Genomic DNA, 23,922 nt, shown 5'->3' with positions numbered 1-23,922 from the left:
TTTTTACTTTAGCAAAACAAAGATGTTGGTGACAAGCATCAATTCATAAAAGTTTTCGGCCCTGATTCGACCGCCTCAGCTGTTTATTCAATTGCTTCAATATTTCGCGGCGGGTAAAAATCCCTTCAAAATAGCCATCCTCGTTCTCAACGCACACAAACGGATGGTTAACGATGAGCCCTACCGCTTTCCAAAGCCGGTCGTCAAGCCGCAGGCGCGGAATGTTTCGGTTCATCACTTCTTCGACCTTCATCGTCTCGATCCGTTCAAACTCGATGCGCTCCACCCCTAAAATCGCATCCATAATCATCGTCATGCCAATCAGCCCATGCAGCTTGTACGACGTATCAAGCACCGGAATCGCCGAGTAGCCGGTTTTCGTCAGGACGAGCATCGCATGATCCAAATAATTGCCCACTTGAACGTGCGCTACTTTGTCAGCTGGAATCAAAAATGACTTGACAGTCATGTTCGCCCATTCCTCATTTGCAAATAAGCTCATACATCCGTTCCGCCTTTCTCTGTATGCATCTTCTCCTCTCCACCTGTATGATACCATAAAAAAGACTATCGCTTCCTTACAAGCGATAGCATCAGCTTTGTTTTTATCCTTCCTCGGTCAGCAGCCGGTCATACAAACGCAGCAGCTGCCGGTATCTCTGTTCATCGGCCTCTTTATCTCCGTTTTCAATATCCTCCAGCTCAGAACGGACGAGTTCCAGCGCGTACTGCTGGCTAAACATCACCTCGAGCAACAGTGTCGCTTCCTCGCCCGACAGCTGAAGCGGCAGCCGCTTCCCCATCTTCATTCCCCCTTTGCCCTTTCCGCTTCATATATATTCATCGGCGGCGGGAAAAAGTCGCGAAAAAAAGCGCCATTTCCGGACAATCAAAAAGGCCGTCCAGACGGATGGCCTTTTCAATAATAGCGCAGCGCCAAATAACCGATCGCAAAAATAGCGAGCAAAGTAGCCAATACGTAAGCGAGCAGCATCGGGTTGCGCATATACGCATGCTCTTGCACCGTTTTCGGAACTGGTCCGTCAAGCTCTCCTTGCCAGCGCTGCTGGCGGCCGAGGCGGACTGTATAGACGAAGCCGATGACTGCGATCAGTACAGAGAGGGCAGATAACACAAAAGTGAGCTGTGCCATAAGTTTCACCTCATGCTTACTTTGCCGCAACGCGGCGATTTTATACGGTCAATAATGGGCGTCATGTTCAAACAAATAGCTGTAGGACAAGTCGATAAACAAATAGTGGCGCTCATCGATCGGATACGAATACGTCCGGATCGTCTCCCCGGTTTCAATGTCTGTGTACAAATCCGATAAAATCCCCCGCCGACGCGAGCGCATGCGAATGATGTTTTCCAAAAAATATGGCCGCCAGCTCCAGTTTTTCATGTAATATTCGTGTTCGAGCTCCCAGCGGCCGCCGCGCTTGAACATGTTGCCCGACTGCTGGAAGCCGTCCTCATCGCAAACGTAAATGCGGAAACAAACGTCATCGAGCTCGGCCGCCAGCGATGAAATGAGTTCGTTGAAATTGCCTGCTTTTTTGTATTTGCCAAGCAACGCCGTGATTCGCTGCTGAAACTGTTCAGAAATATGGTACAGCGTTTCAAGTTTTTTCTTTTCTTGCTGGATGAAGCGATGGCATTCCTGGCGCAGCAAGTCTTTCAACAAATCGCGCGGCACGGCTTCCGGTCCGGGCTTCGCCAAATAATACCCTTGGTAGTAGCGGCCGCCATGCCGCCAAGCGTACTGAAGTTGAAAGGATGTTTCAATATCTTCGTACAAAAGCGTCGCCCCGATTTTGCGGGCCAACAGCGAGATGGAATGGACGATTCCTTGGTATGCCTGATGAACGGACGCTTTTCGCAATTCATGCAAATCGATTTTTAAAATGTCAGGCGACAACACCCCGATCCGCTCCAAGTTGATGCTATGTTCAGCGATGTTGTCGACCGCCACTTTCACACCGTACGTACGGATGTATGTCAATAAATGGTTGAGCTGATCAACATCCCCTTTAAAATGTTGCTCGTTAATTTCTAATACGATGCGGCCAAGCGCCAGTCCTTTCGCCTCATAGGCAAGAAGCAGCTGCAAAAACGACTCGCCGCGATCGAGCATCAACAAATTGGCGTCGCGGTTAAAAAAAATGAGCGGCGTCTGATCCGCAAGCGCCAAAAAATAATCGAGCGCTTTTTTCGTGATTACATCATCCACTTCGATGCGAAATTCTTCTGGAATGGTTTCATCGTGAAAAAACGGCCCAAGGCTGACCGGCCCTGTTTCCGTTTGAAACCGACCGAGCACTTCATAGCCGACGACCCCATGCTCATCGGCGCTGAAAATCGGTTGATAGTGCGGAATCACTTGCGGCAAGTTGGCCACCACGTCTAATGCATCCATCGTGTTCACCTCATCCCCATCGACCATCTTTGCCTTTATTATAGCATAATTGCCCAATCGTTCCTGACTCGTAAAAAAGCGGCTCCCCTAGCAGCAGGGAATCCACTTGTGACAAAGGCCGTTGCGTGCAATGAGCCGGTTGCCTGCGATAAATGAAGAAATACCGCCTGCAATCCCTTTTGGGTGAGGACCATCTTGCTTTATGGCAAATTTGATTAAAACGGCCGCCGGTTCAGCCATTGGCCGCCGTCAACTGTGATGCAAGCGCCGTTAATGTAAGCGGCTTCATCTGAAAGCAAAAACGAAGCGACCGCCACGATTTCTTCCGGCGTCCCGAGCCGCCCGAGCGGCACGCTTTCCAACGTCATCCGCTCTGCTTCCTCTGATTCCCAAAGCCGCTCTGCCCCGCCGGTCCGCTCAATCGGCCCGGGAGCGATCGCATTGACGCGGAAGCCGTACTTTTTCCTCATTCCACAGCAAGCGTGCGCGTCATTGCCAGCACTCCAGCCTTGGCGCTCGCTGAATGAATGACCCCGGCGCCAGCGTGCCAGGCGTACGTCGCAATAATGTTGAGGATATTTCCTTTCAGGCCGCGCTGAATCCAATAGTTGCCGACTTCCCGGCTGCAGTAGAACGTGCCGTTTAACACAATGTTAATGACGCTGTTCCAGCCGTTGATCGACAACTTTTCCGCCGGGCAAATAAAGTTGCCGGCCGCATTGTTCACCAAAGCATCGATGCGGCCAAACTCCGCATCGGCCTGTCCCACCATCTCGGCGACTTGATCCGGATTGCGCACATCCATCGGCACGGTGAGCACGCGCCCCCCATCAGGCGCAGCAATTTCTCGCTTTGCCTCTTCCAGCACATCGGCTCTCCTTCCGGTAATGACAACGTTCGCCCCTTCGGAAACAAAACGCTTGGCCATATATTTGCCCATGCCGCTTGATCCGCCTGTCATGATCACAACTTTTCCATTCATTTTCTCTCCCCCCTAACATGACTGATGATTCATTCATTTTTCATCATATCATAAAAAGGTTGAATATTCGAACATTATTTTTTCTCTACTTGTCCTCATCTTCCGTTTTTTGTTATAATAATTCTGCTTATGAAAGGACAGACGGAACGATGCACCATATTGAGACAGCAAAAATGAGCCGACGCACATTTTTAAAAAAGCTGGCGCGCACCGGCCTAGCCGCCGCATTGGCCACAACGGCCGCGTACAGCTATGCCCGCTGGATCGAGCCGGCCTGCGTGTCTGTAACGCGCCATACATTGTCGCACCCGCTCATCCCGAAGTCGTTTGCCGGCGCAACGATGCTGCAATTCAGCGACCTTCATCTCGGTCATTACTATGGATTAAAGCGCTTTGACCAGGTGATCGATCAAATTAACAAGCTAGAGCCGGATTTGATCGTCTTCACCGGCGATCTGCTCCATGAGGCGAACCGATACCCGCACACAGAAGCGGTCGCCGAAGCGCTCGCCCGCCTTCGGGCCCCGCTTGGAAAATTCAGTGTCTACGGCAACCATGATCATGGCGGTTACGGAACAGACATTTACCGCCGGTTGATGGAGCGGGCTGGGTTTCGCGTCCTCGTCAACGAGCATGCGCTTATCCGCCGCGGCCAACACGCGATCGCCATCGCTGGCAGCGACGATATGATGCTCGGACGCCCGGACTGGTCGAAAATGACGAACGGCATTCCTCGGGCGACATATACGATCGCCCTCGTCCATGAACCGGACGGCGCCTTGGAAACATCCCGCCTCCCGATTCACGTGCAGCTGTCCGGCCATAGCCATGGTGGGCAAATTCAGTTGCCGTTTATCGGACCGCTCATCACGCCGCCGTTGTCTGAGCGGTATTATGAAGGGTTTTACCACGTCGGCGGACTCTTGTTGTACGTCAACCGCGGCCTTGGCACAACAAGGGTGCCGCTTCGCTTCTTCGCTCCGCCGGAGTTGACCGTTTTTTCGCTTACCCCCGGATAGAAGTAGGACAAAACGGGCAACAACACCGCTTCCTATGTTATAATAGAAAGAAAAAAGGAGACATGCCGATGAAACCGGTGCAATTGACGGTCGACAATATTGCCAAAGCGATTTTTACCGTCAACCGCCATGCCAAAACAGCATTGAACCCTTCGTTTCTTTATCTTCTGAAGAAAAAAGCGATCGAGAAGCTGCTTGAGGAGGGCAAGGCGAAAAAAGTGGGCCTCCATTTTTCCCGCAATCCGAGATACAGCCAACAGCAATCCGACGTGCTTGTCGCCGTCGGCGACTACTACTTCCACATCCCACCGACAAAACAAGATTTCGCCGTCCTTCCGCACCTTGGCTCTCTCAACGATTCATACCGCAACCCTCCAGCTCGGATGCCGCTGTCAGAGGCAAAAGCCATTCTCATCGCCTACACCGGACTGAAGGAAAAACCGGAACAAAAGCCGAAACGGCTGACAAGACCCGTATTTAAACGGCTCGGCGACCGCTATTAAGCGGACGCCGGTTTTTTTCAACAGTGGGCACATCTTAGCGCCGGGTCGGCAACAGGGGCATCGATGTCTCTTTTGCTTCAACCTGCTTTTTCGCCCACCCTGTCTTGCAATGAAAGTCCCCTCTCGTTTTCGCTGCACTAAGAGGCGGTGAAAAGCAACCATTTTCCCTAAATTGATGATTCTCGAATGAAGAGGAGAACAATATCCGTAAGGCTTCTCCATTTGAGGAGAAACATGATTGGGCCGCCTTTCCTGTTCAATCACCGGCCTTCTAAAACAAATAAGCCAGCCGCTGTTCTGTCGGCTACGCTGAGACCCCTTTCCTCTTTATGCTTCCCCATTGTTTTTTTCGACGAATGGCATCGATCACCCCTTCGCACCGCCACCAAGCGGTAAGCGGACGGTACCAAAACGTCTCGGTCAACGCGAAGAAAAACAGCTTCACGAAATCAGAGATGCTCGGGAACTTCCGCTCAGTCCACTCTTCAAGCAAGACGGCTACTGCTGATAACAGCGAACCGTACAAAACCGAAACCGTCAGCAACAAAAGAGCGAATTCGACGTACAAGTTTCCGAGAAATAAGGAGAAAACAACGACAATATAGCCCATCAATTCAACGATCGGACCAAGAAGCTCAATGAACCAAAAATACGGCAGCGAAAGAAGGCCGATTGAGCCATATTTTGGATTGAACAGCATCGATCGATGCATCCATAAGCTTTCCAAAAGCCCGCGATGCCAGCGTCGCCGCTGCCTCCGCAAATCGCCATACGTTTCCGGTGCTTCCGTCCAGCAAACCGGGTCGGGGATATAGATGATTTTTTTCTCCTCGTTTTTTTCACGCGCCAGCCGGTGCAGACGCACGACAAGTTCCATATCCTCGCCGGCCGTATCCGCATACCCGCCTGCTTCGATCACCCACGGCTTGAAAAAAACGCCGAATGCCCCAGAAACGATGAGCAGCAAGTTATGGCGGCTTAAGCCGAGACGGCCGAGCAAAAACGCACGCAAATATTCAATCGTTTGCATAATGACGAGCGGCCGCCGCGACAAACCGACCTTGACGATTTCACCGCGTTCAATCCGGCAGCCATTGGCGATGTGGACGCTTCCTCCAGAAGCGATGATCTCCCCGTCGGACTCAAGCATTGGTTTCATCACTTTCAAAAACGCGCGCCGCTCCAAAACCGAATCGCCGTCAATCGTGCAAATGTATGGATAGCGAGAAGCGTTGATTCCCGCGTTCAACGCATCCGCTTTCCCACCGTTTTCTTTATCCAGCACAAACAAATGGGGATAATTAAGCGACTGATAAACCGCCTTAATTTCCTTTGCGTCCAGCTGGTGGCGAATGACGCGATAGACCAGCTGCAAATGAAAATGCTCAATCAGCCGTTCAAGCGTTTTGTCAGTCGATCCATCGTTAATGACAATGACCTCGTACTCAGGATATTCAATAGCCAGCAGCGACCGCACCGAGCCGACGATGCCCGCTTCCTCATTATAAGCGGGAACAAGAATGGACACCGGTTTGGCATAGCTCGCATCGAGCAGCTCTTCATACGGCTCCCAGTCATCAAGACGATGAATGCGGCGCAAATGGATGAACGAGACAACAAGCAAAAAGGCATAAAAAAGAAGAACGATGACCATGTAAATCAGTACAATATGTCCTGCGACCCAAAGAAACGAACGCCACGCTTCCACTATCATTCTCCTCCTCCAAGCCACTGCCTCGCCATATCACGAGCATAACGATCCGATGCTGTGCGCGCCGCGGCGCGCAACGCCGTTCGGCCTCCCGGCAGACGCGCGATGGCCGCGGCGGCTTCGGAACGAACAACAAATGAACGGTCGCTAAGCCGCTCATACAGCAACGGAAGAAGCCGCTCTTCGCGGCATTTTCCCGCCAGGCGGGCAGCCATCAGCCGCTCTTGCCAATGGGAGGAGCACAAATGCTGCTTGAGCCTCTCCGCTTCAAGCGGCATGCCGATTTCCGCCATCGCCTTGAGCGCGCGAACGCGAAGTTCCGACTCATCGGATGCCAACAGCTCCAGCAAAAACGACCGCTCCTCGCGCCGGCGGATGCCGATCATATCCACGAACGCGCACTTCCCCGCCCGCGTCAGTTCATCAAATCGCTGTTCCACCTGTCGAAGCAGCCGCTCGCTCATATGGCCAAAAATAACTCGGTACGCAAACTCGGTCAATTCGTATTTCGGCTCAAGCACGTAGGTCACCACTGGGCTATAGTCAAATCGGGCAAAAATTGTCAACAGTTTTTCTTCTTCTCCTCTCGTCACCCGGTCGGAGCGGTACAATCGCTCCATCTCCAGCAACATCGCCTTCATCTGCAAATCCTCTATCAAAAACAGTGCGTTCATCCGCTCGCTCCAATCCCGACTTGACAACCAGCGGCGCAGCCATCCTTGAAAATGCTTTTCCGCCAATGTTCGGATTCTCTCCTGCACCTGTTCGCCTTTCAAGAGCGAAGCGAAATGGTCAAGGAGCTCCATCATCGCCTCACGCTCAAGCGGCGAAGACGGCAACGGCAGCTCTTCCTCTTCGCCGATCACATGACGAAACAGCGGAAGATGGAGCCGCTTTTTCAAAGCCCTGATCTCTGCCTGGCGTCTATTTTCCCTCCCTTTTCGCACCACCAAATAGAGAAATAAGTTTACTAACAGTGCAAGGAAAACAATCGTTGCGGATAAGGCAGAAAAAAGCGCCATCACTCCTCCAACTCCTTCAACAACCGGCGCAGCCGCGCCTCAAGCTCAAGCCATTTAAACGGCTTTGTCACATATTCGTCCGCTCCTCGGTTCAGCGCATGGGCAATATCCCGCTCATCTTGGCGCGACGTCAGCATCATCACCTTGTATGGCTTTCGCTCTTGACGGAGGCGGTTCAACACCTCAAGGCCGTCCATTTTTGGCATCACCCGATCCAAAATGACGACAGATTGCCGCCCGCTTTGATAAAACGGAGATTCGAGAAACGAAAGGCCGTCGCCAAACTCGTAAATGTCCGCTTTCCTCCCCTGCTCATTGACGAGCTTGCGGACAAGATCAGCAATCATCATCCGCACGAGTTCATCGTCGTCTACGATGGCAATCGCCCATCGCCGCCGATCCGTTGATGCTTGGCTTGGGGCCTCATCCGAAGAACCGCTTTTCTCACGCGCCGCCTCTTCGATCCGATTGCCACCGCCTCGTTTCGCCGCATACAGCGCCTTGTCGGCCAGACGCAGCCAATAGTCAAGCGGCCGATCCGGTTCATCACACTCAACCAGGCCGGCGGAAAACGTACATGATAGAAGTGCGCCATCCGCCGCGATTTTTTCGGCGGCGAACTGGCGTTGCAGCCGCTCAAGCACTGCACGAGCCTCGCTTTTGGACGTTTTGGCCAGCCAAACGACAAACTCTTCGCCCCCAAAGCGAACGACGGTATCCACTCCACGTGTATGTTGGCGCAAAAAGGCAGCCAGCTTTTGCAATACCGCATCGCCTGCAAGGTGGCCGAAACGGTCATTGACTTGTTTGAAATGGTCCAAATCAAGCAACGCCAAACAGCTTGACGCTCCGTAACGCTCGAGGTCGCTCCGAAGGCGGGCGTATACCCGCGGCAAATACTTCCGGTTATACACACCTGTCAATTCGTCAATGAGCACAAGGTCATCGATTTTTCGTTTTTTTTCAATGAGCCGGCGAACGCGAACGAACAGCTCATCTGCCGCTGGGGTGGTGATGACATCATCCGCGCCAAGCTCATAACCTTTCAACCGCCCCTCTTTGCCCTCGTCTCTCCTCACAATGACAACAGGAAGATAGGGGCGCTGTCCGGCGCGCTCAAGCAAAACCGTCAAGTCCGGATTCTCCCACTCTCCCTCCTTCACGCTGACGATGATGCAATCCGGGCTGAGACGAAACATCGACGCGGCCGCCTGCTCAAGGGAGGGAATCGTCGTGAAACGCCATGGCACGGTTTGCAGGGCGCCGCGGACGTAAGCAAAAAACAGGGGATCATTTCCACAGAGGAGAATAGCTGCTTCCGGCCCTTGGCGGTGCGAAGAGGGAATGGTGGCAGAAGACGCTTCCCCGGCTTCATAGAAGCAGCGAAGGAGAGGAACCATCTCCATCAGCGCCTCCTCCGCTGTCCATTGCCGTTCCGTTTGGCCGTTCAACCGGTGAATGAGCCGCTCTGCTTCAGCAGCGATGTCGCTAAGGCCAATCACCGCCGCCGTCCGGCCGACAGCATTGAAAAATCGGGCCAATTCCACACCGTCAAGCGGCGATCCCGTCCTCCATCGTTCGTATTGTTCATGGATGCGGTCCAACAGTGAGGCGACAGATCGATCCATATTCCCTCTCCTTTCGATCATCGTTCCGTTTTCCCCAACCGACTGACATCCTCCTTTTTTCTATTACTAATATAATCGATCCAAGCAAAAAAGGTTCATCACCAAAAGTTGTACTTGTACCTGTCATGAAAGTATGTTAGCTGTTTCTAGCCGGACCCGCCATGCAAAACGCTGGATATTTCTGTATCCGTATCCCCCACGTTTCATCAGCTTGATCTTGTTATTTGTCCCCTCTATTTTCCCTATGCATACCTATCTTAAAATCTCAAGTACAACTTGTGGTGAAGAGCCGCAAAAAAAATTAAAAGAAAAGACGCGCAACAGCCAACAATTTCCCAGCCGCATAAAAAAGCCGCTGCCTTTTTGCAACGGCTTTGTTCAATACAAAAAGTCCAATAGGCGTCGGTCAGCTAAATTCGTGTCAACCGGACAGACTTCTGCATCACGCCCGTACTGCCACACCCAGACATTCGCGCTGCAAGGCGGGGCAGCCGGCTGATAGCGCGGCGCTTTCTGCTCTTTCGTCGTTCCCGGCCTTGGTGCGGCGCTCCAAATGACCGCCTGCACCGCCACTTGGTTGTTCCGGCTGACCGCCTCGCAATAGGCAACGGCGAAATCCCCTTTCGTCGGGTCCGCGTACAGCCCCGGCCGGTATCCGGTCGGATAGAGCGTTTCCACCCAAGCAGCGATCCAAACGGCATCCACAGCGAAAAAGTCTTCGATGTTGGCAAACAGCAGTTTATTTTTCGGAATGCCGAGCCGCCGCGCATGGAACACCGCGTTGCGCGCCGCCACCTGACCGTTCGCATAGCCGACCGCTTCGCGGAAGGCGTTATAAATCGGCAGCACCTTCACGCCATAGCTGCGGATGCGGGCGATCTCGTCGCGTGTCAACCCTTCGGACACGTTCGGCACTTCCGACAAATAACGGCCCCAAAATTTCGGATAGCCAAGCTCCGTCCGCACGCATTGAAACAGCTGATCCGTTACGGCTTGCGCCGAGTCGACGCCCCACACTCCTCTTGCCATCGGTTCCCCTCCTTCGCGCTTACACTGCCGTCATTATGTATTATATATATGAGGGGAACAGCCCGTTTTATACGGCTACTGGCGGCGCTCCCGCTCCTCCTTCGCCCAGTCGCCTTTCAACAACTGAAACCAGCCGTTGCGCTTAAACCAGACGAACATCGTCATGCCGATCACCGCCATGGCAGCCAATACAACAAAGTATCCGTACTTCCAGTGCAATTCAGGCATATAATCAAAGTTCATCCCATAAATGCCGGCAATAAAGGAGAGCGGCATGAAAATGGTCGTAATGGCTGTAAATGTCATCATAATATTGTTCATTCGATTCGAGTTGAGCGATAAATAGCTGTCGCGGATATCCGCGGTAATTTCTCGGTTTGTCTCAATCATTTCCGACAGCTTCAGCAAATGATCATAAATGTCATGAAAGTACAGCTGCCGTTCTTTCATGCGCTGCAGCCGGTCGGAATGGATGATGCGGTACAACAAGTCGCGCATCGGCACGATCGTTCGGCGCAGCTTCGATAAATCGCCACGGATGTCAAACACTTTTTCAATAATGTCGTGAATCGGTTCATTGTTCGTATTCTCCTCTAAATCGTTCAGCACGTCTTCAATATGGTAAAGCGGTGGAAAATAATCATCCACAAGCTTGTCGATCAGCCGGTACATGACGTGAAACGGCCCCTGCTGAACATCTTCTTCATGCTTCAATCGCTCCCACACCTCATCGACCGCGTGAATGGCCGACTTATGAAACGAAACGATGAAATTTTGCCCGACAAACAAATCGACTTCCTCAGCCTCCAGCGTCATCCCGGCAATGGCATGAAGCACAACAAACAAGTAGCGGTCATAAAAATCGAGCTTCGGCCGCTGCACATATTCAAGACAGTCTTCAATCGCCAGTGGGTGAAAACGGAAAAAGGAGGCGAGCAGCGCCGATTCCTCATCCGTCGGCTCATGAAAGTCAACCCAATACCATGAGACGTCCGGGCTGTTGACAAGCGTTACGTCAACATCATACAAAATCTCAAATTCTTTTGTCACGACACACGTGCGAATCATCGCCATCACCTTTGCCTTGTTCTCCTCTTATCATAACCGAAAAACTGTTAAGTCCCAACAAAAAACGGGTATAAAAATCATGTAGAGAAAAAATTGACAAAAAATATTTATCTAAATTTTCTTTACATTAGCATCAAAAACGACGATAATATTAAGAAAGGGAACTGTTTCGTTCCCATATGGGAGGGACTGAATCATGTACGAAAAACAATACCCGAATGAAGGCGCCGTTTTGTTCAACCAGCCGGAAGAAAAAAGCAGCTACGGGCCGATGGCCGAACAAGTGCTGAAAGAAGCGATCTTCCAGTTTCAAAGAAAAAAACTGATGGAACAAATTGATGAAGCGCTCGCGGCCGGCAACAAGCCGTTGTTTTTCAAGCTTTCCACCCAATATAACGACCTGTTGAAAAAATACGGCGCGTAAAAGGAGCGAACGAAGTTGGAAAGTGAATCGTCGATGACCAAGTGAGCCCCATTTCCGTTTGTGGGAACAATCCGGACGGAAAGGGGCTCGTTTTTGTTTTTTCGTTTTCCTCGCCAATGGTACAATAAAAACAAAAAAGAAAGGTGGACAACCGTGAAACACCTCATTCAACCACGTGTTCAAGCCATTCAGTTATCAGGCATCCGCCAATTTTTCAACCTTGTCGCTGACCGGCCGGGACTTGTTTCCTTGACGATCGGCCAGCCTGATTTCCCAACACCCGATCATGTCAAAGCAGCCGCTCAGGAGGCGATCGCCGCCGATTTCACGACGTATACAGTGAACGCCGGCCTGCTGGAACTGCGCCAGGCGGCTTGCCAATTCGTCGCTGACAAGTACGGCCTTCGCTACACGCCGGATGAAGTCATCGCCACCGTCGGCGCCAGCCAGGCGCTTGATATTACGTTTCGCACCATTTTAGAAGAAGGGACAGAAGTGCTTCTTCCCGCACCAGTCTATCCCGGCTATGAACCACTCATTCGCCTGTGCGGGGCGAAACCGGTATACATCGACACAAGGCCAAACGGTTTCCGTCTGTCGGCTGAGCTCATTGCGCCTTATTTGACGGAAAAGACGCGCTGCCTCGTTCTTCCATACCCATCCAATCCAACCGGGACGGCGCTGTCAGCCGAAGAACTTGAGAACATCGCTTCCCTTTTGAAAGGACGGCCGATTTGGATCGTTTCCGATGAAATTTACAGCGAGCTCGTCTATCGCGGCCGCCATCACTCGATCGCCGAGTGGCTGCCGGAGCAGACGATCGTCATCAACGGTTTAAGCAAATCGCACTCCATGACCGGTTGGCGCATCGGGTTTGTCTTCGCTCCAGCGTTCGCCGTTGAACAAATGGTGAAAGTGCACCAATACAGCGTCTCGTGCACGTCATCGATCAGCCAAAAAGCAGCGGTGGAGGCGCTGACCGCCGGCAAACACGACGCCGAGGCGATGCGCGCCGCTTACGCCGAACGGCTTGAGTATGCCTATCATCGTCTCACCGCCATGGGGTTGCCGGTTGAGAAGCCGGATGGAGCCTTTTACTTGTTTCCGTCAATCGCCGCCTTTGGCATGTCTTCGTTTGATTTTGCCCTCGATGTCGTCGAAAACGCCGGCGTCGCCCTCGTTCCCGGCAGCGCCTTTTCCGAATACGGTGAAGGCCATGTCCGCCTGTCGTACGCTTATTCGCTCGATGTGCTCAAAGAAGGGCTCGACCGGCTCGAGCGGTATATCCAAACGAAGCGCCGCAGACCGTAATGGTTTTCAAAAATCATATTGGCTTAGACCGCCATGCCCCCATAAGAAAAAGGCTGCTTTTCTTTCGACTTTTGTTCACCATTGGCTTTAGGGGAATATACAAGAAAAGGGGGTCCCAAAAGGATCGGGACACCCTCTTTCGTCTCTATATATACGCACTGACCGATTCTTCCGCACTATATTTTGTGTCTACCCTGAAAGCAGACAGCCTTTTGGGTCAGCCCCTTCTTCTTTACTTATGGCACAAGCAATAGCTTGCCATGCGTTTTCCGCCCCTGCAACAGCCGATGCACTTCAGAAGCCTGCTCAAGCGGGTAGACGCCGCCGATCATCAGCTTCAGGCTTCCTTCCTGCACCCACGCGAGCAATTCCCGCAAACTTTGTTCGTACAACGCCCGCTTTTCGTTTGTCGTCGACAAAACGACCGTTTTCTCCGGGCATACCGTCTGCAAAAACAGCGGCGCGGGCGGATGAAAGCCGACGATCGTCCGCCCTTCGTATTCGCCGACGAGCTCACAGCTGCCCTCTGGCAAGCGAAGCGCGATCTCCTTGGCCTCCTCGGCATCGCGCACCGGGATCACCGAACGAGCGCCGGCAGCGAGAACTGCTGTAATCGACGAGGTGGCAAGCAAAACATCGAACACGACAGCCACCTTTCGATCAGCAAGCGCCATCTCATCAATGTCTTCTTTGCGCAGCACGACATGCACTTTTGTCATCACGCCGCCTCACCGTCCTGTCGCCAGCTGCCATGCATGCTCAATGAGCGCTTCGACAAACTGGCCAAAATGGCGAAACCGCTCATCGTTCGTCTGGCCGCGGCGGTAGCGGTAATAAATTTGCTGGCAAATGACCGCTAATTTAAAGTAGGCAAACGTTAAATAAACGTGTATATCGGACACATCACGTCTACTTTTTTTGTCATATGCCTCAATAAACTGTTCGCGCGTATAAAAACCGGGACGGACGGTGACCGGCGCGCGGCCAAACCCACTTTTAATGAGTGGAGGATCGTCTTCCTCAATCCAATAACTCATGGCCACCGCCAAATCGGCAAGCGGATCCCCGACCGTCGACATCTCCCAATCAAACAGCCCAACCATTTTGGTGATGTCGTCTTTGGCAAACAAAGCGTTATTCAGCTTAAAATCGTAATGGATTACGGTTGCTTCGTGCTGCGGTGGAATATGAGAAGCGAGCCACTTCATCAGCGCCTCGGCTTCCGGAATATCATCCGTCTTGGCCCGCTCATAGCGCTGGATCCATCCGTGCACTTGCCGTTCCATAAATCCATCCGGCTTCACCATCTGCACGAGCCGTGTTTTCGTATAGTCAATTTGATGAATTTGTACAAGCGTTTCGACCATCGTCTCGGAAATGCCGCGGCAGACGTCTTCCGTCGGATGAATGTCATCTGGAAAATCACTGTCAAACACAACACCATGGCGCCGCTCCATGACGAAAAACGGACTGCCGATCACCGATTCGTCTTCACAAAAATAGAATGGTTTCGGGGCGAGCGGGAACAGCGGATGGATTTCAGAAAGCCACGTGCTCTCCCGCTTCATATCATGCGCTTTCGGCGGCACCGGGCCAAACAGCGGCCGGCGCAGCACCGCCTCCCACTCCCCACAGCGGAGCAAATACGTCAAATTCGACCGGCCGGCGGAAAATTGCTGGATCTCGAGCTCCCTATCCGGCATGTCCGGCAGCACCGTGCGCAAAAACTTGGCCAGCTTCCCTGCCGGCAGTTCTTCCCCCTTGCGCACTAGAATAATCGCTGTCATCTCCCTCTCCCCCTTGGTCAACAATTCAAACGCGCCATTGCCGCCGCACGAACAGCATCCATCGACACACCTCGGATCAAACTTGTTTGTCTCTCTTTTCACTCGGCTTTCGAGACAGACGGCGCGCTCATGCCATCAAGCAGGATCTCCACCATCTGCTTCGCCACCTCGGCATCGGTCAGCTCTACGTCCGGACGAAACCATTGGTAGCTCCAATTGGCCGCCCCAAGAACGGTAAGCGTGGCGATCGATGGCGACAAATCGCAGCGCAGTTCACCGCTTTTCATTCCTTCCTCAATCAACGACTGCAGCCGATAGCGGAACAAATCGCGCTTTTCTTTTACTTTCTGTAAATGCTCCTCATTCAAATGCTTCATTTCACGAAAAAAAATGCGAGCTTCCCTTCCTTGCCGTTCGACATTATGAATGAGCATGAAGATAATATCATACAGCTTTTCCCGCACCGAGCGCCGTTTATCGCTTATAATGCGCTCCTCTTCGTCAAGCAGCCTTTCAATGTAGCGAAGGTGAATATCCATCAACAGTTCTTCTTTGCTTGTAAAATAGTAATAAAACGTCCCTTTTGTCACCCCGAGGGCGTCAACGATGTCTTGGATCGATGTTTCGCTGAACCCATTTTGTTCAAACAGCTCAATGCTGGCAGCCATAATTTTCTCCTTCATGTTTTTACACCTCTTGCCTAAAATGTAGTCGCTTCCAGCTATTGTACCATAAAACGGCCAAGCCTGCTTCGGACTTGTCCGAAAGCCCTCTGTTATTGCGGGCGGGACGCCTCTTCACGCAAGGCGCGGCGCAAAATTTTCCCGACGTTCGTCTTCGGCAGTTCGGCACGGAACTCGACAATGCGCGGCACTTTGTACGCCGTTAAGTTTTTTCGGCAATGGGCGATGATCTCTTCCTCACTTGCTTGCATCCCCTCTTTCAGGACGATGATCGCCTTCACCGTTTCACCTCGGTATGGATCAGGCACACCAACTGCCGCCGCCTCTTTCACCGCTGGATGTTCGTACAGCACTTCTTCGATTTCACGCGGATAAATGTTATAGCCGCCGGCGATGATCAGATCTTTGGCAACTAGCTCTTTATGCACCTCATCCGGCCCATCGGCCAGACGGAGCGTGCGCGAGTTCGCCCACATGGCAGCAAGCGGAAAATCGTTGCTCACCCCGGCGGCGCCGAACGCCTGAATGGCGCGGTCGATCACTTTTAAGGCGACATTCGGAGCGACAACTTTAATCATGGCAATTTCTTTGCGCGCCGCTTTGTTGCCGACCGTATCCATCATGTACGCCGCCTTTAGCGTCAGCAAGCGCGCCTGCTCGATCTCAATGCGCGACTGAGCCATCCAATCGCGAATGACGCCATGGTCCGCAAGCCGCTTGCCGAACGCCACCCGCGACTGCACGCGCCGGCACATAAACTCAAGCGCCCGCTCCGCCGCTCCAATCAAGCGCATGCAATGGTGGATCCGTCCCGGACCAAGCCGCCCTTGGGCGATGGCAAACCCTTTCCCTTCTCCCCAAATGATGTTCTCTTTCGGCACTCGCACGTTGTCATACGTAATCTCCGCATGCCCGTGCGGCGCATGGTTAAAGCCGAACACCGGCAGCATCCGTTCGATTTTCACCCCCGGCGTATCAAGCGGAACGATGATCATCGACTGCTGCTCATGTTTTGGCGCATCGGGGTTCGTTTTTCCCATCACGATGGCGACTTTGCAGCGCGGGTCGCCGGCACCGGACGACCACCATTTCCGCCCGTTGATGACGTATTCGTCCCCGTCGCGGACGATGGAAGCGCGAATGTTCGTCGCATCGCTCGACGCGACATCCGGCTCCGTCATCGAAAAGCACGAGCGGATTTCTCCGTTCAAGAGCGGGATAAGCCACTTTTTCTTTTGCTCCTCTGTGCCATAGCGGACGAGCACTTCCATATTGCCCGTATCGGGCGCATTGCAGTTGAACACTTCCGGGGAGATGAGCGAGCGGCCCATTATTTCGCAAAGCGGCGCGTACTCCACATTCGTTAATCCCGCGCCGTATTCGCTGTCTGGCAAAAATAAATTCCAAAGCCCTTCTTTTTTCGCCTTTTCCTTTCATTCTTCGATGATCGGCGGCACGCCCGACCATCTCGACTCTTGTGCGTTCAGCTGCTCCTCATACACCCTCTCGTTCGGATAAATGTAATCCTACATGAAAGCGCTTAATTTTTTGATCAACTCTTTCACTTTTGGTGAATAAGAAAAGTCCATATGCTCCCCTCCCTTTTATACTAACCGGTCGGTATGTTGTTTCTATTTTTACTATATCTCTACCAGAGGGAATATTCAATATTTTTCGATAAATACATCCGGATTTGCGCTTCCCATCTCCCCTGCTTCGCTGAGAAGACAGAGAAGATAAAAAAGGGGCGAACAACCGCCCCGATTACGCCTTAACATACCGCTTGTATAGCGCTTGCGTGCCGCTGTTTTCCTCACCGGCTTGCGCCAACTCTTCGTACAGTTGTTTGGCGAGCGCCAGGCCTGGCAGCGGCAAGTTCATCCGCTCGGCTTCCTCAAGCGCAATTTTCATATCTTTAATGAAATGCTTGACGTAAAACCCCGGAGCAAAATCTCCTGACAACATGCGCGGCGCCAAGTTGCTCAGCGACCAGCTGCCGGCTGCCCCTTTGGCGATGCTTTCCAACACTTTGAACGGATCAAGACCAGCCCGCTTCGCATACGCCATGGCCTCGCAAACGCCGATCATATTGGTGGCGATGGCAATTTGGTTGCACATTTTCGTATGCTGGCCGGCTCCAGCTCCTCCTTGCCGCACGATGTTCGTGCCAAGCCGCTCGAGAATCGGCTTGCACGCCAAAAAGACGTCCTCATCACCGCCGACCATAATCGTCAACGTTCCTTCGCGCGCGCCGATGTCGCCGCCGGACACCGGGGCGTCCAAAGCATGGATGCCCTTTTGCTTGGCCGCCTCGTAAATCGATTGCGCGAGCGTCGGCGTTGACGTCGTCATATCGATGACATATGTTCCCGGCCGCGCATTCTCCAAAATGCCGCCCTCGCCGAAATACACTTGCTCGACATCATGAGGATCGCCAACCATCGTCATGACGACATCCGCCTCCCGCGCCAAATCAGCGACCGTTTCCTTCCAAACTGCTCCTTCCTGAAGCAAGTCTTCCGCCTTTTCTTTTGTGCGTGTATAGACGAGAAGCGGATAGCCCGCCTTCAGCAAGTGGCGCGCCATGCTTTTCCCCATGACGCCAAGGCCGATAAACCCGATCGTTTTCAACGCTGTCCTCTCCCTTCTTGTCCGTTTGGCCGCAAGCGCCCAGCGATCTGGTCACCACCTGCGCTTCGCTTAGCAGCGGAGGCTTCTTTCGAAAATCGTTAAATCGCTTTGACCATGCCGCCGTCGACGATCAACGCTTGTCCGGTGACGTACGAGTTCGCTTCAGACAATAGAAAGACGACGACGTTCGCAAATTCTTCCGGCGTCCCGTAGCGGCCGAGTGGAATGGCGCTTTTCATGCGCGCTTCCATTTCCTCTTTTGTAATGCCAAGCTTTTCGGCGTTCACCTTATCTAAAAAGGCGACGCGTTCTGTCGCAATCCGCCCGGGAGCGACGGTGTTGATCAAAATGTTGTCCCGCGCGAATTCCGTCGCCAACGTTTTCGTCAGCCCGACAATCCCGGTGCGAAACGTGTTCGACAAAATCAAGCCCGGAATCGGTTCTTTGATCGATGACGAAGCGATGTTGACAATTTTGCCGCCGTTTTTCTTTAAATATGGCAGCGCTTCACGAATCAGCCGAATGTAGCTCAATAAATTGAGCTCAAACGCATATTGCCAGTCTTCGTCGCTCACCGTTTCAAACGTTCCCGCCGGAGGGCCGCCGGCGTTGTTGACGAGCAAATCGATCGTCCCAAACGTTTCGACCGTTTTGGCGACCAGCTGGCGGATGTCTTCCGCCTTCGTCACATCTGCACGCGTGTAGGCGACGCGTCCCTTATGCAGCCCATTCAACTCCTCGGCTGCTTCCTGCAGCTTTTCTTCGTTCCGGCTCGTGATCATCACGTTTGCTCCTTCGAGCACAAGCGCCCGGGCGACCGCTTTGCCGAGCCCTTGGCTTGAGGCGGCGACCAATGCCGTTTTTCCGGCTAATCCGTACTCCATTGCCATCCCCCCGAAAAATAGTCATATTAAGTAAACAATATTCGCGTTTGTTCGCCGTTTTCCTTCTTTTTTCGTTCACGAAAAAAGCGATCCGCTGGGCGAATCACTTTTTTCCTTCCATGAGAGAGCGAAATCGCTTCATTCCTCCCTCGACAGCAAGGGAGTCGACGTGAAACGGGTCAGGGTTGGCCGCCCGCATCGGATCGGCGTCAATCCGTACACCGATTGCCTTGGCGCCGTCGGCAGTTGCATCGTTGATGATGCTTTCGCGGGCGCCGTCACGGTGAAAGGAATGTGGATGGTCGTTTCGTCCGCGTTCCGGCATCAATGGTTCCCTCCTTTTTGCTTGTAGTGTACCACCGCATCGCGCAATCATGCCTTTTCGGTTCCGAATCGCGCTTTCCTTCAAAAACAGGTGACTGCACTTTTCTTTTTGTTCTTTTCCAAAAAAGGGGCTGACCCAAAAGGCTATCTGTCTTCAGTATAGACACAAAATATAGTGCGGAAGAAGCGGTCGGTGTATATATAGAAACGAAAGAGGGTGTCCCGATCCTTTTGGGACATCCCCCGTTCCTGCCTTGGTTAGCTTTCCAACAATAAGTCTTCCGGATTTTCGATCAAGTCTTTCACCGTTTTCAAGAACCCGACGGCCTCTTTGCCATCGATAATGCGATGGTCGTACGACAAAGCAACATACATCATCGGCCGGTTTTCGATCCGCTCTTCGTCGATGGCGACCGGGCGCAGTTTGATCGAATGCATCCCTAAAATGCCGACTTGCGGGCCGTTGAGAAGCGGAGTCGACAGAAGCGAGCCGAAGACGCCGCCGTTTGTGATCGTAAACGTGCCGCCTTGCAAATCCGCAAGCGACAACTTATTGCTGCGTGCTTTCGCCGCCAATTCGGCAATGTCGCGCTCAATTTCGGCGAAGTTTTTCCGGTCGCAGTCGCGCACAACCGGAACGACAAGCCCTTCATCCGTCGATACGGCAACGCCGATATCGTAATATTTTTTCAGCAAAATCTCATCGCCTTGGATCTCCGCGTTGACGTACGGATATTTTTTCAGCGCCGCGACAGCCGCTTTGACGAAAAACGACATAAAGCCAAGGCGGACGTCATGCTCTTCGAAAAATTTATCTTTTTTCCGCTTGCGCAAATCGATGACCGCCGACATGTCAATTTCGTTAAATGTCGTCAACATCGCGGTCGTTTGCGTCACTTCCAGCAGCCGTTTGGCGATCGTTTGCCGACGGCGCGACATTTTTTCGCGGATGACCGGCTTGCCGGCCTCAGCGGTTGGAACGGCGGCCGGCGTCGACGTCGGCGCGGCTTGTGGAGCCGGCTGCGGAGCGGCGGCTGGCTGGGCGGCAAACGAGGCGACGTCTTGTTTGCGCACGCGTCCAAGCGGATCAACGGTCGGCACTTGCGTCAAGTCGATCCCTTTTTCACGTGCCATTTTCCGAGCAGCCGGCGAAGCAATCGGTCGTTGGCCTGGCGCTTGGGCAACCGCAACCGGCTGCGGCGCTGGCTGCTCAGCACGGTCGACCGGCACAGCCGGTTTTGGTTCCTCGGCCAGCTGCAGCGCCTTCTCTGGTGCAGGCGGTGCCGACGCCGTTCCTTCTCCGATAATGGCGATCGCTTGACCGACCGCAACCGTATCGCCTTTATTGGCAAGCAGCTGTTGCAAAACACCTGACTCTTCCGCCATAATTTCCACGTTCACTTTATCCGTTTCAAGCTCGCAAATCGATTCTCCTTTTTCCACGTAGTCGCCCGGTTTTTTCAGCCATTGGGCGATCGTTCCCTCCGTGATGGATTCTGCTAACTCTGGGACTTTGATCTCGGCCACATTGATGCCCTCCTCAAATGTTCCGTAGTCATCATTCATGCTTCGTCAATGCACAGCGGATGATGCGCTCTTGCTCTTTTCGGTGGACGACCGGATCGCCTTCCGCCGGGCTGGCCCGCCGGCGCCGCCCAATGTAGCTGACATCGACACCCTCTGGAGCCAACGCCCGCAGGCGCGGTTCCATATACAGCCATGCCCCCATGTTTTTCGGTTCTTCTTGCACCCAGACGAGCTCTTTGACGTTCGGATAGCGGGCGATGATGTCTCTCACCGCTTCTTCCGGGAACGGATACAGCTCTTCAATGCGCACGATATGCAGCCAGTCAAGACCTTCCATTTTGCCGATTTGTTCCGCCAAATCGATCATCAATTTTCCGGTGCCAAACACGATGCGTTCCACTTTGCCAGCGTCAGCGCCCAATCCCGGCTGTTCGAGCACCGGCGAGAACGCGCCGTCAACGAACGCTTCCGCATCCGACGCCGCCAGCGGATGGCGGAGCAAGCTTTTTGGCGTCATAATGATGAGCGGACGCACTTCTTCTCTTGTCAACAGCGCCGCCTGCCGCCGCAAAATATGGAAATATTGCGCGGCCGTCGATAAGTTGGCAACCGTCCAGTTGTTTTCCGCCGCCAGCTGCAAAAAGCGCTCGACGCGGCCGCTTGAATGTTCAGGGCCTTGCCCTTCGTAGCCGTGCGGCAAGAGCATGACAAGCCCGGATTTTTGCCCCCATTTCGCCCGGCCGGATGAAATGAATTGATCAAACATCACTTGCGCCATGTTGGCGAAGTCGCCAAATTGCGCTTCCCAAAGCACGAGCGTCTCCGGCGCGTAAACGTTGTATCCGTATTCATAGCCGAGCACGGCGGCTTCCGTCAGCGGGCTGTTGTACACGACAAACGACGCTTTGGCGCCGCTGATGTGGTGAAGCGGCACATACTCTTTACCGGTTTTCACGTCATGGAGCACCAAATGGCGCTGCGCAAACGTGCCGCGCTGCGAATCTTGCCCGGTCAAGCGGATCGGCACGCCGTCTTGCAAAATCGTGGCGAACGCCAAAATTTCCGCGTGCGCCCAATCGACTTTGCCGTTTTGCGCAAACACGCCGCTTCGCCGTTTTAAAATGCGCTCAAGCTTGTTAAAGACGTTGAATCCGTCCGGAAACTGCAACAATTCTTCGTTCACCCGATGGAGCACGTCTTTCGCCACGCTTGTTTTCACTTCCGGCAGCCGATCGACGACCGGTTTGGGCGGATCCATGATGAAATCAAGCTCGTCTTCGTTTTTCGGCACCCGCTCGTAGGCGATTTTCAGCCGTTCCGCCACCTCTTGCTCCATTTCGTCGACTTCCCGCTCGGTGATGATCCCTTTTTCCATCAATTTTTGCGCATACAGCCGGCGTACGGTCGGATGTTGGTTGATGATCGCGTACATCGTCGGGTTCGTCGCCATCGGCTCATCCATTTCATTATGACCGAAACGGCGGTAACCGATTAGGTCAATGACAAAGTCTTTTTTAAACCGCTGGCGGTAGGCAAACGCCAAGCATGCGGCCGCCAAACAAGCCTCCGGGTCGTCGGCATTGACGTGCACAATCGGCACCTCAAACCCTTTCGCCATATCGGAAGCATACGTCGTCGAGCGTGAATCGTAACTCTCCGTCGTAAAGCCAATCATGTTGTTGGCGATGATATGGATCGTCCCGCCGGTCGTATAGCCGCGCAGCTGGCTTAAGTTGAGCGTTTCCGCGACGATCCCTTGTCCCGGGAACGCGGCATCGCCGTGAATCAAGATGGCAAACGACGCATCAGTATTTTGCACCGGCACGCCTGGTTTTGTCCGATCTTCTTGCGCGGCGCGCGTGTAGCCAAGCACAACCGGATTGACCACTTCGAGATGGCTTGGGTTGTTAGCGAGCGTAATCCGCATCGTATGCACGCTTTTATTGCGAAGGCGGCGCGCCGCCCCCAAATGGTATTTCACGTCGCCCGTCCATCCGTAGGTGATGGCCACCGCTCCTTCAGATGGAATAAAGTTTTTGCTCTCTGCATGCTGAAACTCGGCGAAAATCATTTCGTACGGCTTGCCGAGCACATGGGCAAGCACATTCAGCCGGCCGCGGTGCGCCATGCCGATGTTGACGGCGTCGATTTCATGTTCGATCGCTTGGCGGACGAGCTCATCCAAAAGCGGCACCATGGAATCAAGCCCTTCGATCGAAAACCGTTTTTGCCCGACATACGTCTGGTGGATGAACTTTTCAAACCCTTCCACTTCCGTCAGGCGGCGCAACAAAGCAACCCGCTCTTTGTTCGCCAGGCTCGGATAGTACGCTCCGGACTCAATTTGCTGGATGAGCCAGTTCCTTTCTTCTAGATTATGTACTTGCGAGAATTCAAACGCGATTTTGTCCGTGTAAATTTTGCGCAAATGCAAGATGGCGTCCCAGCCGTTTTTGACATGCGCCGGAGCGTGGGGACAAAGAAACGCGACCGGAATGCGCTTTAAATCCTCTTCCGTTAAATCGTATTCGTCAAGCTCCAAGCGGCGCAGCTCTTTCTCCTTTTTGACAAGCGGATTCGTATCAGCAGCCAGATGGCCGTAATGGCGAATGCTGTCCGCCAGCTTGACGGCAGCGACAAGCTTGCTGAAAATCGTCGGCGTCTCCGGCAGCCGGAACGTTTGATGCGTTTTGGCCGCCTCGTCATCCGCAGAAGAAACCGGTTCTTCCAAAACCGGCGCCCCCCACTGTTCGAACAATTGTTTCAGTTCCAGGTCGATGCTGTTAGGGTCATCGAGGTACTGTTCATACATGTCGATGACATAACCGAGGTTCGGCCCGTAAAACTGGCTCCACGGTTGAGCGTAGTTCGTCTGTTTTGCCATCTTGAAAAAACCTCCACCTTGTTTTCGCATCGTTCGGGCTGGAAACAGCTATGCATGAAAGTCCTCATTTCGCTGCCAGCATCCCC

General features: G+C 53.1%; 21 protein-coding genes and 4 pseudogenes. 4 read left to right on the top strand and 21 right to left on the bottom strand.

Annotated elements, in window-relative coordinates; genetic code table 11:
• Positions 1-43: 43 nt before the first annotated feature.
• The 5 genes and pseudogenes from cbpB to fadH form a co-directional block, all read right to left on the bottom strand.
• Entirely contained in the window at positions 44-502 is a 459-nt protein-coding gene (gene cbpB, locus NSQ51_RS05065; RefSeq protein ID WP_049624543.1) for a cyclic-di-AMP-binding protein CbpB, read from the bottom strand.
• Between the two features lie 103 nt (positions 503-605).
• The gene (gene abbA, locus NSQ51_RS05060; protein WP_033016231.1) at positions 606-803 is read right to left on the bottom strand and encodes an antirepressor AbbA; all 198 of its coding nucleotides are present in this window, start codon (positions 801-803) and stop codon (positions 606-608) included.
• Positions 804-919: 116 nt separating this feature from the next.
• Positions 920-1,153: a hypothetical protein gene (locus tag NSQ51_RS05055; protein WP_033016232.1), complete on the bottom strand. Its 234-nt coding sequence runs from the start codon at positions 1,151-1,153 to the stop codon at positions 920-922.
• A gap of 48 nt (positions 1,154-1,201) precedes the next feature.
• Positions 1,202-2,419 carry an EAL-associated domain-containing protein gene (locus NSQ51_RS05050; protein WP_049624555.1) on the bottom strand — a complete coding sequence of 406 codons (1,218 nt, stop codon included), beginning with the start codon at positions 2,417-2,419 and terminating at the stop codon, positions 1,202-1,204.
• Positions 2,420-2,634: 215 nt separating this feature from the next.
• A pseudogene (gene fadH, locus NSQ51_RS05045) lies at positions 2,635-3,401 on the bottom strand (2,4-dienoyl-CoA reductase).
• Between the two features lie 149 nt (positions 3,402-3,550).
• Here fadH and NSQ51_RS05040 point away from each other — a divergent pair.
• Positions 3,551-4,420, top strand: coding sequence for a metallophosphoesterase (locus NSQ51_RS05040; protein WP_033016235.1), 870 nt, complete (start codon positions 3,551-3,553; stop codon positions 4,418-4,420).
• Between the two features lie 68 nt (positions 4,421-4,488).
• Positions 4,489-4,923, top strand: coding sequence for a YkyB family protein (locus NSQ51_RS05035; protein WP_121649921.1), 435 nt, complete (start codon positions 4,489-4,491; stop codon positions 4,921-4,923).
• A 304-nt stretch (positions 4,924-5,227) separates the two neighbouring features.
• Here the strand turns inward: NSQ51_RS05035 and NSQ51_RS05030 are convergent, their stop codons facing one another.
• The 6 genes from NSQ51_RS05030 to corA form a co-directional block, all read right to left on the bottom strand.
• Positions 5,228-6,637 carry a glycosyltransferase gene (locus NSQ51_RS05030; RefSeq protein ID WP_121649922.1) on the bottom strand — a complete coding sequence of 470 codons (1,410 nt, stop codon included), beginning with the start codon at positions 6,635-6,637 and terminating at the stop codon, positions 5,228-5,230.
• A complete protein-coding gene (locus NSQ51_RS05025; RefSeq protein ID WP_233434048.1) occupies positions 6,634-7,536 on the bottom strand; it encodes a HEAT repeat domain-containing protein in 903 nt (300 codons plus the stop codon). The genes NSQ51_RS05030 and NSQ51_RS05025 overlap by 4 nt, the downstream gene beginning before the upstream one ends.
• Before the next feature lie 119 nt (positions 7,537-7,655).
• Complete coding sequence (locus tag NSQ51_RS05020) at positions 7,656-9,284, bottom strand: diguanylate cyclase (protein WP_049624539.1); 1,629 nt, start codon at positions 9,282-9,284, stop codon at positions 7,656-7,658.
• 123 nt (positions 9,285-9,407) lie between these two features.
• Positions 9,408-9,491, bottom strand: a complete 84-nt coding sequence (locus NSQ51_RS05015) for a hypothetical protein (RefSeq protein ID WP_339240690.1) — start codon at positions 9,489-9,491, stop codon at positions 9,408-9,410.
• Between the two features lie 171 nt (positions 9,492-9,662).
• Positions 9,663-10,313: a glycoside hydrolase domain-containing protein gene (locus tag NSQ51_RS05010; protein WP_049624538.1), complete on the bottom strand. Its 651-nt coding sequence runs from the start codon at positions 10,311-10,313 to the stop codon at positions 9,663-9,665.
• A 75-nt stretch (positions 10,314-10,388) separates the two neighbouring features.
• Positions 10,389-11,387, bottom strand: a complete 999-nt coding sequence (gene corA, locus NSQ51_RS05005; protein ID WP_033016246.1) for a magnesium/cobalt transporter CorA — start codon at positions 11,385-11,387, stop codon at positions 10,389-10,391.
• A 190-nt stretch (positions 11,388-11,577) separates the two neighbouring features.
• On the opposite strand from corA, the gene NSQ51_RS05000 reads away from it, so the two are divergent.
• Both NSQ51_RS05000 and NSQ51_RS04995 read left to right on the top strand, forming a co-directional pair.
• Positions 11,578-11,805 (top strand): IDEAL domain-containing protein, encoded by a 228-nt coding sequence (locus tag NSQ51_RS05000; RefSeq protein WP_033016247.1) that lies wholly within the window; start codon positions 11,578-11,580, stop codon positions 11,803-11,805.
• 153 nt (positions 11,806-11,958) lie between these two features.
• A complete protein-coding gene (locus tag NSQ51_RS04995; RefSeq protein WP_049624554.1) occupies positions 11,959-13,116 on the top strand; it encodes an aminotransferase A in 1,158 nt (385 codons plus the stop codon).
• A 236-nt stretch (positions 13,117-13,352) separates the two neighbouring features.
• On the opposite strand, the gene NSQ51_RS04990 is transcribed toward NSQ51_RS04995, so the two are convergent.
• The 10 genes and pseudogenes from NSQ51_RS04990 to NSQ51_RS04945 form a co-directional block, all read right to left on the bottom strand.
• A complete protein-coding gene (locus tag NSQ51_RS04990) occupies positions 13,353-13,835 on the bottom strand; it encodes a 2-phosphosulfolactate phosphatase (RefSeq protein WP_080985687.1) in 483 nt (160 codons plus the stop codon).
• A 9-nt stretch (positions 13,836-13,844) separates the two neighbouring features.
• Entirely contained in the window at positions 13,845-14,903 is a 1,059-nt protein-coding gene (locus NSQ51_RS04985; RefSeq protein ID WP_049624537.1) for a phosphotransferase family protein, read from the bottom strand.
• A 98-nt stretch (positions 14,904-15,001) separates the two neighbouring features.
• Positions 15,002-15,586 (bottom strand): TetR/AcrR family transcriptional regulator, encoded by a 585-nt coding sequence (locus NSQ51_RS04980; protein WP_033016252.1) that lies wholly within the window; start codon positions 15,584-15,586, stop codon positions 15,002-15,004.
• A gap of 92 nt (positions 15,587-15,678) precedes the next feature.
• Positions 15,679-15,993: pseudogene (locus tag NSQ51_RS04975) on the bottom strand (long-chain fatty acid--CoA ligase); the annotation flags it as partial.
• A pseudogene (locus NSQ51_RS04970) lies at positions 15,991-17,175 on the bottom strand (acyl-CoA dehydrogenase); the annotation flags it as partial. The pseudogenes NSQ51_RS04975 and NSQ51_RS04970, both read right to left, overlap by 3 nt.
• A gap of 175 nt (positions 17,176-17,350) precedes the next feature.
• Positions 17,351-18,238 (bottom strand): annotated as a pseudogene (locus tag NSQ51_RS04965) (NAD(P)-dependent oxidoreductase); the annotation flags it as partial.
• Between the two features lie 77 nt (positions 18,239-18,315).
• On the bottom strand, positions 18,316-19,101 hold the full coding sequence (locus tag NSQ51_RS04960) for an SDR family oxidoreductase (protein WP_015374318.1): 786 nt from the start codon (positions 19,099-19,101) through the stop codon (positions 18,316-18,318).
• Between the two features lie 103 nt (positions 19,102-19,204).
• Complete coding sequence (locus tag NSQ51_RS04955; RefSeq protein ID WP_121649923.1) at positions 19,205-19,426, bottom strand: hypothetical protein; 222 nt, start codon at positions 19,424-19,426, stop codon at positions 19,205-19,207.
• A 257-nt stretch (positions 19,427-19,683) separates the two neighbouring features.
• Positions 19,684-20,952, bottom strand: coding sequence for a 2-oxoglutarate dehydrogenase complex dihydrolipoyllysine-residue succinyltransferase (odhB, locus tag NSQ51_RS04950; protein WP_049625286.1), 1,269 nt, complete (start codon positions 20,950-20,952; stop codon positions 19,684-19,686).
• Positions 20,953-20,983: 31 nt separating this feature from the next.
• A complete protein-coding gene (locus tag NSQ51_RS04945; RefSeq protein WP_121649924.1) occupies positions 20,984-23,836 on the bottom strand; it encodes a 2-oxoglutarate dehydrogenase E1 component in 2,853 nt (950 codons plus the stop codon).
• Positions 23,837-23,922 lie beyond the last annotated feature (86 nt).

Source organism: Geobacillus sp. FSL K6-0789 (genome assembly GCF_038593135.1).
GTDB lineage: Bacteria > Bacillota > Bacilli > Bacillales > Anoxybacillaceae > Geobacillus > Geobacillus stearothermophilus.
This window is presented reverse-complemented; position numbering and strand designations above follow the sequence as displayed.